The following is an 11,356-nucleotide window of genomic DNA, read 5'->3' on the forward strand; positions in this document are numbered from 1 at the left end:
GATGAAATTTATAGCAAAAATAGCAGCCGTTTTTCTTTTGATGGGTTTGGTATCGTGTAAAACCGAATCTTTAACAACATCTGTAGCTTCGCCAAATTCTGCCATAAAAGTTGATGTTGATATCAACGAAAAAGGTAAGCCGTTGTATCAAGTAACATTCAATAATAAAACCGTGATTGCTCCTTCTTTTTTAGGATTTGATTTTAAAAACGTTGAAGCGTTAAACGATAATTTTAAAATTGTAAAAACCATTACAAATACATTCAATGAAACTTGGCAAATGCCTTGGGGAGAACAGTTGGATGTGGTAAACCATTACAATGAATTAAAAGTTGAGTTAGAAGAAACATCCGAAGAAAAAAGAAAACTAAATGTAGTTTTTAGGGTGTATGATGACGGAATTGGTTTCCGATATGAGTTTCCTGAACAACCGGGTTTAAAAGAGGTTTTCATTACCGAAGAAAACACAGAATTCAATTTGACAGAAGATTATAAAACGTTTTGGATTCCGGGTGATTGGGATATTTACGAGCACTTGTACAGTACTACAAAACTTTCAGAAATCGATACTGAAAACTACAAGGTAAATAGTGCGTTGGCACAAACATCTATTCCAAACAAAGCAGTAAACACACCGGTAACTATGGTGGGTAAAGATGGGTTACACTTAAGCTTTCATGAGGCTGCTTTGGTAGATTATTCAGGAATGACCTTGGGAGTGGATACTGAAAAATTGTCTTTAAAAAGTATTTTAGTAGGTTCTGACAATCAAGATTACAAAGTAAAACAAACAGTACCGTTCAACACGCCTTGGAGAACGATCCAGATTACTGATAATGCACCTGATTTGATCGAATCTAACCTAATTGTTAATTTGAATGAACCTAACAAATTAGGAGATGTTTCTTGGTTTACACCGATGAAATACACTGGTGTTTGGTGGGAAATGCACTTAGGAAAATCGTCTTGGGATTACGGAATGGAGCAGGTAGATGGACAATGGAAAGATACCGGAAAAGCTCACGGACGTCATGGTGCAACTACCGAAAATGTAAAACGTTTCATTGATTTTTCAGCAAAAAATAACATCAAAGGTGTTTTAGTAGAAGGTTGGAATACCGGTTGGGAACGTTGGATTGGTTTTGAAGATAGGGAAGGAGTGTTCGATTTTGTAACGCCATATCCTGATTACAATCTAGACGAAGTTACGCGTTATGCTAAAGAAAAAGGGGTAGAAATTATTATGCATCATGAAACATCTGCAGCAACACAAACCTATGAAAAGCAACAAGACACTGCCTATGCTTTGATGCAGAAATACAGAATGCACGCTGTAAAATCGGGGTATGTGGGTAAAATTATTCCGAAAGGAGAATATCATCATGGGCAATACATGGTCAATCAATATAATAATGCCGCTATTAAAGCAGCAAAATATCAGGTTGCTGTAAATGCACATGAGCCTATTAAAGCTACAGGATTAAGACGTACGTATCCGAATATCATTTCAAGAGAAGGGTTACGCGGACAAGAATTCAATGCGTGGTCTCCAGATGGAGGTAATCCACCAGAACATTTACCCATTGTTGCTTTTACACGTATGTTAGCGGGTCCGATCGATTTTACCCCAGGTATTTTTGATATCAAATTCGACAAATACAAAAAGGACAATCAGGTAAACACTACGTTAGCACAACAATTGGCGTTGTATGTGGTTATTTACAGTCCTGTGCAAATGGCAGCTGACTTGGTAGAGCATTATGAAGCCAACCCAAAACCGCTTCAATTTATCAAAGATGTAGGGGTAGATTGGGAGAAAACCAAGGTATTAAATGGCGAAATTGGTGATTATGTAACCATAGCTCGTAAAGAAAGAAATACTGAAAATTGGTTTGTAGGAAGTATTACCGATGAAAACGCAAGAGAAATTACGATTGATTTTGATTTCCTTGATGATAAGGCTACCTACACAGCTACAATTTATAAAGATGCGAAAGACGCACATTGGAATGATAATCCAACAGCGTTAGCTATAGAAACACAAACGATAACTAAAGACTCTAAGCTTACTTTAAGACTTGCTGAAGGTGGTGGAGTAGCAATAAGTCTACAAAAACAATAAAACAACTATTATGAGAAGAATTTTATCCCTGATAGCATTATCTGCATTAGTTTTTGCTTGTAAAACTGAACAAAAAGAAACAAAAACAGAAGAAGTTAAAACCATTGTTCCTGTTTCTGCTGCAATGATGGAAAATGCAGTTATTTACGAGGCAAACATCCGTCAATATTCAAAAGAAGGAACTTTTGATGCTTTTACGAAAGACATTCCGCAGTTAAAAGAATTGGGAGTGAAAATCATTTGGTTAATGCCGGTTTTTCCTATTTCACAAACCAAACGTAAAGCTACTGGAGGTGAATTTGCTAGTGAAATTGAAGATCCGGAAATACGCAATCGTATGTTAGGAAGCTATTATGCGGTGTCTGATTTTACGAAGATCAATTCGGAATTTGGTACGATCGAAGATTTCCGTGAATTGGTGAAAACTGCACACGATAATGATATGTATGTGATTTTAGACTGGGTTCCAAACCACACAGGATGGGATCACACATGGTTAAAAACCAATCCTGAATTCTACACTAAAAATGCCAAAGGAGAAATTACAGATCCGTTGAATGAAGACGGTACGCCTGTAGGTTGGGCAGATGTTGCTGATTTAAATTACGATAGCAAAGGGTTAAGAACTCAAATGGTAAAAGACATGAGCTATTGGATTACTAAAGAAGGTGTAGATGGTTTCCGTTGCGATGTTGCGGGTTCTGTTCCTACAGATTTCTGGCAGGAAGCAATTCCGCAATTACGCGCTCAAAAAGATATTTTTATGTTAGCTGAGGCTTGGGAACCGGAATTGTTAAAAGACAACTTGTTTGATATGGCTTACGGATGGGATCGCCACCATGCAATGAATCATATAGCTAAAGGAGAACACAAAGTAGCACATTGGGATGAGACGTATAGTAAAGATACTGCTCGTTATGAAGGTGATGATATTTTAATGACCTTTGTTACCAACCATGATGAAAATTCATGGAGTGGAACTATTGAAGAGCGTATGGGAGATTCATGGAAAGCTTTTACAGCGTTAAGTTATGTAGCTCCGGGAATGCCATTAATTTATTCGGGTCAAGAATACGGATTAAAACATCGTTTGAAGTTCTTTGAAAAAGATTCTATTCCGAAAACGAAAGGAGAGGAGTGGGCACTTCTTCAAAAATTGGGGAAGTTAAAGAATGAAAATGAAGCATTACACGGAGGTAAAAATGCTGCTTCCTATACAAAAATAGATACTAAAAACGAGAATGTTTTAGCTTTTGAAAGAGCTAAGGGAGATAATAGAGTAACCTATATTGCAAACTTGTCTAAAGAACCACAAACCATTGAAAATACAGTTAAGGGTACTTATACAGATTATATCAACCACTCTTTGGTAGATTTCAATGAGGAGCAATTGACATTACAGCCTTGGGAGTTTAAGATTTTAACAAAGTAATTTTTTAAATTATTTGAGTTGAGTAATGGGATAGCTAAGGCTGTCCCATTTTTTATGAATACCGCCCGTTATAAATGTTGTATTAACAAGAGAAATGTAGACAGCAAACCCTCATAAAAATCGAATAACTATTAGAAAAAGAAAAATTTAACATACATATTCATCAATTTATTAGTACTTTAGCTACAGATTAGATTTAAAAGCGGGAACTTTTAAGCCTAAGTCATGTAAAAGCTCAAAACACCTTGCTAACTAGTTTCTGAGCTTTTTTTGTGCCCTTATGTTAATAAATCTACCTGCACCACAAAAAGAGTCATACTAAGTTTTGGTGTGTAACATTCTCTTTTTTAAAATATTTGTTATTCCTGCGGAGACAGGAATCTCAAAGTAATGGAAGTGTATCATTAAGATATGCCTCATGTGATTTCTCGTCTGTGCTCGAAATGACAGTGATAAATAGATTACTTCGTTCGTGCCTCTCTCGTAATGACGCCTACATTCTAATTGACATTAGTCCGAAGGGTCTCATCAACTTTTATTAATGCATGTCATTCCTGCGAAGGCAGGAATCTCAAAGTAATGGAAGTGTATCATTAAGATATGCCCCATGTGATTTCTCGTCAGTGGTCGAAATGACAATGATAAATAGATTACTTCACTCGTTCCTCCTTCGTAATAACGTTGTATTACGTCATTGCGAGGAACGAAGCAATCTTTAAGTTTAGAGTTATGAATTAAGAGATTACTTCGTTCGTGCCTCACTCGTAATGACGCCTACATTCTAACTGACATTAGTCCGAAGGGTCTCATCAACTTTTATTAATGCATGTCATTCCTGCGAAGGCAGGAATCTCAAAGTAATGGAAGTGTATCATTAAGATATGCCCCATGTGATTTCTCGTCAGTGGTCGAAATGACAATGATAAATAGATTACTTCACTCGTTCCTCCTTCGTAATAACGTTGTATTACGTCATTGCGAGGAACGAAGCAATCTTTGAATTTAGAGTTATAAATAGTGAGATTACTTCGTTCGTGCCTCTCTCGTAATGACGCTTACATTCTAATTGACAGACAAACACATGGTTCCTGCCTATTTTTCCTTGTCATACCATTACTACAGCGTAATGAAATATCCTTTCCTTTAATTAGCCATATAAAAATTAAATTAAATTAAATAAGGTTTTTTATAATTATCTGATAATTATCATTTTAAACAGTGTTTTGAATGGTTAATTTTAAGGCTGTTAATTTAAAAACCATAGCCATGGAAAGTATAAGACAAAGACCAAAAGGCAATTACCTTTGGAAAGCAGAATGGAGTCAGTTGTATTTACTGGCAGAACATTGGAAATCTGATCTAGAATTTTACAAGGGAGATTTAACATTTCTCCATCATCTTATTGAGAAATATTTTATTTGGATTATTAACAAACAAAACACCGAAGAAGTTAAAACAATAGCTCATAAGCTGTATAAACTTAAAGAAGAAGTAAAAGAATTGCTAAAAAGGGTAGACAAACACCTAACACATTTATCAGCTTTAAGTAAAGATCCTTTTACCTATGATTCTGATTTATTTAGAAAGGAACATGAGACTTTGGAAGATGATATTGTTGACTTTGTTAAAAATTTTAGAAGTAACAGAATGGAAACGTTTAAAATAACTGAACATGTGGTAGAATTAGAAAAGCTAGAGCATTTACTTACAAACTAACGGATTACTGATGAAAAACTATGTAAAGCATTACGAATTCATAGCTAATGCTATGGAAGAACTAGGAGGAAAGATACCTAACACCATGACTTCTTTTGGGGAGTTGCATGAAAAAACAATTACCCAAGGTGTTTTAAGCTCTAAGGTAAAAGAATTAATAGCGCTGGGTATAGCTATTACTGTACGTTGTGATGGGTGTATTGCTTTTCATGTGCATGATGCGCTAAAGGCTGGAGCAACCAATGAAGAAATTATGGAAACCATTGGTGTTGCTATATTAATGGGAGGTGGACCATCTGTAGTGTATGGTTGTGAAGCCATGGAAGCATTGAAACAGTTTAATGCATAAGCAGGTTACTTAATCCTTACCTGAAAGGGGTTTAAAAAAACACAAGCCTTTCCAATTCAAAGTTTACTACTTTTTGGAAAGGCTTGCTACTTTTTTAATAATTTACATTACTTATTACACGTTAAGCAGTACCACTTTTTTATAGATTTTAATCGTAGGTTTTGAAAATCTTTCGTCATCCAATTACACCATCTTTCTTTATTAAACTGTATAGCTTTTTCTTGAAGTTTAGCTAACACTTCTTGATTTTTAGTAGCATTTACAAGTAAAATTTTAATCAGCATAAAAGTACCCTCTTCATTTAAACTGTTAGTAGCATATTCTTCTAATAACAATTCTTTGGCAGCATCAGAAGCATGCCAAACTTTAAAAAAAGAAGCCAAAGCTATTTTATCATCAATTGTTTTTGCATTGTTTTTATAATTCGCAGTCACAAAATCAAAAGATTCTTGAATTCTATCTTTTTGATCTAGCTTATTGAAATATTCAATTTTGGTCATATGATAATTTACATAAAGGGCATCTACCGTATTTTTGGCTTTGTACACTTTAAATAAAGTTTCTACATTGTCTGGATGTAATATTCTAGCTGCATTTTTACTGTCTTCATTCCAGTTTTGTAATACTTTAAAAGTAGTATGGGTATATAGGTTTAATAAGTTTTTTTGAGCCTCTGCGTTTAAAGATTCAGATCTTGTTAACCAATAATTGATAAAATATACTACATAATCAATATTATAAGCATCTAAGTGTTTGGTAAACAAAGCAGATACATTTTGCACTAAATCTTTATTTCTTAACAACTTATCTAAAATAAAATCTTTGTCTAAATCATAATTTACTTCTTTGTTGTAAAGTAGTGTTAGAGATTTATTTACCAGGTGCACATTATCTGTAATTAAACCGTTTAACAAGTTATAAAAACCGTGTTGTTTATTATTTCTGTTCCAATAGCCATGTTGAAAAGCAATAAGTTTTGATTTTCTTTGTTGCGCAAATTGTTTTTCCCAAGTATTTTTAAGCGTTCCATTAGCAAACGCTCTTTTAGCAGCTTTAGACAGGTTTAATTTATCTTTATAACCATACAATTCTAGCTGATAATCAAACAAAGGCCAATTAGCTCGAGCATCAATATTCACCTTTGTAAAGTCTAAGCTAAAGCCTAAAACATCACCAATATGTTTTTTAATAAAGGCAGCACGTTTGTTTTGAATGAGTTCATTAGCTTTTTCACTTCCATCTATAGATGTATAGCTTTTTATATCAAAAGAATGTACTTTATCTAAATCAAAATTTGCTTGTGTATATTTATCAGTTGTTGTTTTTGAAGTTTCAAAGTCGAAAAATATTTCTTTAGCAATGTAAATACCTTGATTTCTTAAATCTATATAAGGAACTTCTAATTTAGGTTCAATATGCAGTAATTGAAAACGTTTGCCTGCTATGGTAGCTGTAGGAACACTATAGCTACATTTTGTGTTTTCTTTTAAAACAATAAGGTTCGCACTTAGTTCCTGATCTTTTAAAAATGCTGGAACCTTGCCTAATGAAACAACAAGTTTTTGATCATTTTCAGCTTTATTGTTGGCAAACAGCTCATTTTTGTAAATAGGTTTTAATAGAATTCCGTCATAAATATCTGATGCATCTAATTTATTTGGAGTGTTACATTGTAATTGTTCTCTTGTAACTAAATCAATAGCAAAACCATCATTAGCACCAGTTATGATTTTTGATATGTGATTAATATCATTATATGCAAATACAATTTCATTGTTTTCAATGCTAAGGTAATTTGCTAAGTTAGCTGTTAAATGTGTATGATTGCTACAGTTAGTAGTGTCTGATTTTATACCAAAAGCATATTCTGATAATTGATTAGGGACTTTGTATTTTTTGTTACCTAAAACCTGGGTTGCATACACTTGTTTTGATGAGGGGTTGTATGTAAAACCAAAATCGGTATAACCAAACGAGCTAGAGATCATGTTTTTATAATTCTCTGGAGATTTTTTCCATGAATTAAAGATCATGTTGGCTATAAAATCAAGTCTTTTCTTTACAAAAGGCGGATTAATTCTTCTGGTACTTATTATATTTTCTTCTACCTCTTCAAAATCTGTAGTAAAGTACTGTACTCTTTTTAAGGGTGTTTTATACAATTCTTCTTCTTGAAGATGTGTTGCAGTGGTGTTAGAAGACATAAAATCTGCATGAAATTTTGCGGCTTCTGCTAAATGAGCATTTCTCTTTAAAGGATGAATTCCTTTTTTCTTTCTAAGGAGGTTTACTTTTTTAACCATCATTTCAGCCAAAGAGGCTTCTTCAGTAGCTGACATTTGAGAAAATAATAGTTGTATGTTAAAAAAAGTAATGAGGATTAATAATTTTTTCATAGAAAAAGTGTGTTCAAAAATTGGGGTATTAAATATTTATTAATTCGTTTTTTAAGTTTTCTCTTGCTTTCATTTCGTACAGTTCTCTAAACAGTTCAGTAGCATAAATAAAAGGCTTATCTAAAAAATGTTGTAATACTTTTTTTCTTCCTTTTTTATAAATGATAGAAGGCACTAATTGATATTCTTCTTTTATAAGTTGCGTATAGTTTTTATATGTATGAGAAGACTGTCCTAAAATAGCCAGATCAAAATCTATCATCCATTTTGTGTCGTTATCTTCAGTATGGTGTGCTTTTGTAGCTATAATGTGATTTTTAATAATGTTCAAATTCTTAGAAGAAATTAATTTAGAGAGCTTTTCAACTGCAAAATCGGCACTTTTTTCTTCATTATTTTTCTTCCAGATATTATAAATGATATCATGATAAAATATAGAAAAAGCTAATAAATCTGGTTTTTTTATGTGTTCTTTATAAATATCATAATACTTAAACAGCTCTGTTATATGTTGTATGTTATGATATGCTCTATGCTTTTCAGAATAATGCTTGCTAATATCTTTCCATAAAGAATCTATTAGATCTTGGTCTTTTGTATAAGCAGAAACAAGGTTAAAAAACCGTTGTTTAAGTTTCATGTTTTTAATTTTGTGGTAAAAATAGAAAATTAAATTTCTGTGCGAAAACTTTGCGTAATTGTATACGGTATTAAAAGGTAGTTTTTAGTTTCAGTTTAATACGTATTTTAATGTTTATGAGTTATTTTTTATTAAATAACTCAATAGTTTTTTCTAAAGCTTTATCAAAATTATCCCAAGTTTCTTCTTTGGTCAAGTCTGTATCAATAAACTTTTTATGAAATTTAGAAAGGAGTATAAAATAAACATAACCACCAATCATTAACTGAAAGGCATGATTAAGAGAAGTGTCTTTATCGCTAATAGCAAAAATTTTGCTAATTTGAGAGTTGGTGTATTTAAATAGATCTTTGGTTTCGCTATTATTTTCTAATAGTTGCCAGCGTAAAATTTCTTGAGTAAGTTTATTATCTCGTAATTCTTTGGTTCCTTCTTTAGCGAATTTTTTTAAATCCTTAACACTACTTTGTTCCTTATTGTCTAAAACCAGTAACGATTTAAAGAAATCTCCTTTTTGCGCATATTGTAAAAGCAAGCCCTTCAAACCACCAAAATAACGATAAATCAATTCTTTAGAAACACCGGCTTCTTTGGCAATGGCATTAATACCCACACCCTGCGGTCCTTTTTCTTTTAAAATAGATAAAAAAGCATTATATATTTTTTCTTCGGTGGCTGCTCGGTCTTTCTTCATTATAATTGGGCTAAATCTAAAACGTCGCCCAATTTTACGTTCTTTTTTTGAATATTCGGGTAATGTTTTAACAATAATTCCAACATAAACTCTAACGGAACCTCGTTAAAAGTCCCATAATCGTCTAAATATTCCATGAAATTTTTAGTTCCGGTTGTATCAAACTCTTGAAATAAAGAGTCATTCTCTCCATCAAATTCCAATACAGCAACTCCTAACATCTCACATAGCTCCTTATTAAAAGCCGGAGTAGCTTTTACCCATTTACCATTTAAAAATACATCTACATAACCGTGAGGCACCAATTCTTCCGAACCAAATTTTTCAACAATATCATCCACGGCAATATGATTTTTAACTTTTGCCAAACCTAACTTTGCAGGTATATTATGAGCTCTTAAAAAAGTGATTAACAAAACCGCTTTATCTAAACAATGTCCTTTTTTATAGTTTACAATTTTTGAGGCCTTCCAATCCGATTTTTTTAAACTGAATTTATAAGGGGAGTAGTGCCAATTATCTCTTACATGTTTGTATAATTTAATGACAATTTCTTTTTCAGATAAACCCTTTAAATCAATTTTTTCTAAATGATTTTTTATTTCATCTGAGTCAAAATCAAAATTATAGTGAGTGTATTTGTTTTTTAAAACCATTTTTAGACGACTGATTTTTAGCGGTTTATTTTTGTATATTTACTTTCGTTTGGTAAATATAAATATTTAATTAAATTTGTAACTATACGGTCACAATATTTTTTTATGATATATGTTACCAACTAGTAACTTTAAACAAACAACTTTATGGAAGCATACATTTATGATGCCGTTAGAACACCTAGGGGAATAGGTAAAAAAACAGGGAGTTTAGCTCAGGTAAGTCCTGTACAGCTTACTACTACACTTCTAAAGGCATTAAAAGAACGTAACAATTTAGATACACCATTGGTAGAAGATTTAGTTATGGGATGTGTTACGCAAGCAGGTGAACAAGGGGGTAACGTGGCTAAAGTAGCGGCACAATGTGCTGAATATGGTGATCATCTTGCGGCAGTATCTTTAAACAGGTATTGTGCCTCAGGTTTAGAAGCGGTAAACCAAGCTGCAGCTAGAGTACGATCGGGTTGGTCTAATTTAATCATTGCCGGAGGCGTAGAGTCGATGTCCAGAATCCCAATGGGAATTGATGGTTCTGCGTGGATCATGGAGCCTGAAGCGGCTTTCGGAAAATTTGTACCACAAGGTATTTCAGCAGATTTAATCGCATCTAAATACGGATATAGTAGAAATGATGTAGATGCATTTGCGGTTGCTTCTCAACAGCGAGCTACCAAAGCTAGAGACGCTGGATATTTTAATAAATCACTTATTCCGGTGAAAGATATCAACGGATTCACTCATTTAGCATACGATGAATATATCAGATCAAACACGACCATAGAAGCATTAGCAGGTTTGAGACCTTCTTTTGCTGGTATGGGAGGGCAGTTGTTTGATCAAACAGCAATAGATAAATATGTTGAAGTAGAACGCATCAATCACGTACATCATGCAGGAAATTCCTCTGGTTTAGTAGATGGCGCAGCATTGATGTTGATTGGAAATAAAGAGGTAGGAGAAAAGTTAGGTTTAAAACCAAGAGCTGTAATTAAAATGGGAACTGTTATTGGTTCGGAGCCTTTAATTATGTTGGAAGGACCAACTCCTGCTACTCAAAAAGCACTTCACATGGCGGGTATGAATGCTTCTGATATTGATCTATGGGAAGTTAACGAAGCTTTTGCAGTGGTTCCTTTACGATTAATGGAAAACATGAAGGTAGATCATTCTAAAGTAAATGTGAATGGGGGAGCCATTGCTATGGGACATCCTCTGGGAGCAACAGGATGTATGATTTTAGGAACTGCTTTAGACGAGTTAGAGCGTCAAGATAAAAGTACAGCCTTAGCTACCCTTTGTGTAGGTGGAGGAATGGGTATTGCCACTATAATAGAACGCGTTTAATCAA

Annotated in this window: 9 protein-coding genes; 5 read left to right on the top strand and 4 right to left on the bottom strand. The window is 33.5% G+C overall.

The window, feature by feature from the left end:
- The first annotated feature begins 1 nt into the window (after position 1).
- The 4 genes from SLH33_RS01635 (at position 2) to SLH33_RS01650 (ending at position 5,619) form a co-directional block, all read left to right on the top strand.
- Complete coding sequence (locus tag SLH33_RS01635) at positions 2-2,122, top strand: glycoside hydrolase family 97 protein (protein WP_320417316.1); 2,121 nt, start codon at positions 2-4, stop codon at positions 2,120-2,122.
- A gap of 10 nt (positions 2,123-2,132) precedes the next feature.
- Positions 2,133-3,554: an alpha-amylase family glycosyl hydrolase gene (locus SLH33_RS01640; RefSeq protein ID WP_320417317.1), complete on the top strand. Its 1,422-nt coding sequence runs from the start codon at positions 2,133-2,135 to the stop codon at positions 3,552-3,554.
- A 1,227-nt stretch (positions 3,555-4,781) separates the two neighbouring features.
- On the top strand, positions 4,782-5,270 hold the full coding sequence (locus tag SLH33_RS01645) for a hypothetical protein (RefSeq protein WP_320417318.1): 489 nt from the start codon (positions 4,782-4,784) through the stop codon (positions 5,268-5,270).
- A 10-nt stretch (positions 5,271-5,280) separates the two neighbouring features.
- Positions 5,281-5,619, top strand: coding sequence for a carboxymuconolactone decarboxylase family protein (locus SLH33_RS01650; protein WP_320417319.1), 339 nt, complete (start codon positions 5,281-5,283; stop codon positions 5,617-5,619).
- A gap of 107 nt (positions 5,620-5,726) precedes the next feature.
- On the opposite strand, the gene SLH33_RS01655 is transcribed toward SLH33_RS01650, so the two are convergent.
- From SLH33_RS01655 to SLH33_RS01670, 4 genes are all read right to left on the bottom strand, one after another.
- Positions 5,727-8,015 (bottom strand): CAP domain-containing protein, encoded by a 2,289-nt coding sequence (locus SLH33_RS01655; protein ID WP_320417320.1) that lies wholly within the window; start codon positions 8,013-8,015, stop codon positions 5,727-5,729.
- Between the two features lie 28 nt (positions 8,016-8,043).
- On the bottom strand, positions 8,044-8,655 hold the full coding sequence (locus tag SLH33_RS01660; protein WP_320417321.1) for a hypothetical protein: 612 nt from the start codon (positions 8,653-8,655) through the stop codon (positions 8,044-8,046).
- Between the two features lie 121 nt (positions 8,656-8,776).
- On the bottom strand, positions 8,777-9,349 hold the full coding sequence (locus SLH33_RS01665; RefSeq protein WP_320417322.1) for a TetR/AcrR family transcriptional regulator: 573 nt from the start codon (positions 9,347-9,349) through the stop codon (positions 8,777-8,779).
- Entirely contained in the window at positions 9,349-10,005 is a 657-nt protein-coding gene (locus tag SLH33_RS01670) for a transglutaminase-like domain-containing protein (protein ID WP_320417323.1), read from the bottom strand. The genes SLH33_RS01665 and SLH33_RS01670 overlap by 1 nt, the downstream gene beginning before the upstream one ends.
- A gap of 147 nt (positions 10,006-10,152) precedes the next feature.
- Here SLH33_RS01670 and SLH33_RS01675 point away from each other — a divergent pair, with 147 nt between their 5' ends.
- Positions 10,153-11,352, top strand: a complete 1,200-nt coding sequence (locus SLH33_RS01675) for an acetyl-CoA C-acetyltransferase (protein WP_320417324.1) — start codon at positions 10,153-10,155, stop codon at positions 11,350-11,352.
- Positions 11,353-11,356 lie beyond the last annotated feature (4 nt).

Source organism: Tenacibaculum sp. IB213877, assembly GCF_034043975.1.
Taxonomy (GTDB): domain Bacteria; phylum Bacteroidota; class Bacteroidia; order Flavobacteriales; family Flavobacteriaceae; genus Polaribacter.

Excerpts from the sequence above, each read along its gene's own strand:
- SLH33_RS01675 (WP_320417324.1), top strand. The coding sequence starts at position 10,153 with ATGGAAGCATACATTTATGATGCCGTTAGAACACCTAGGGGAATAGGT.
- SLH33_RS01650 (WP_320417319.1), top strand. The coding sequence starts at position 5,281 with ATGAAAAACTATGTAAAGCATTACGAATTCATAGCTAATGCTATGGAA.
- SLH33_RS01655 (WP_320417320.1), bottom strand. The coding sequence starts at position 8,015 with ATGAAAAAATTATTAATCCTCATTACTTTTTTTAACATACAACTATTA.
- SLH33_RS01665 (WP_320417322.1), bottom strand. The coding sequence starts at position 9,349 with ATGAAGAAAGACCGAGCAGCCACCGAAGAAAAAATATATAATGCTTTT.
- SLH33_RS01635 (WP_320417316.1), top strand. The coding sequence starts at position 2 with ATGAAATTTATAGCAAAAATAGCAGCCGTTTTTCTTTTGATGGGTTTG.
- SLH33_RS01640 (WP_320417317.1), top strand. The coding sequence starts at position 2,133 with ATGAGAAGAATTTTATCCCTGATAGCATTATCTGCATTAGTTTTTGCT.
- SLH33_RS01670 (WP_320417323.1), bottom strand. The coding sequence starts at position 10,005 with ATGGTTTTAAAAAACAAATACACTCACTATAATTTTGATTTTGACTCA.
- SLH33_RS01660 (WP_320417321.1), bottom strand. The coding sequence starts at position 8,655 with ATGAAACTTAAACAACGGTTTTTTAACCTTGTTTCTGCTTATACAAAA.
- SLH33_RS01645 (WP_320417318.1), top strand. The coding sequence starts at position 4,782 with ATGGTTAATTTTAAGGCTGTTAATTTAAAAACCATAGCCATGGAAAGT.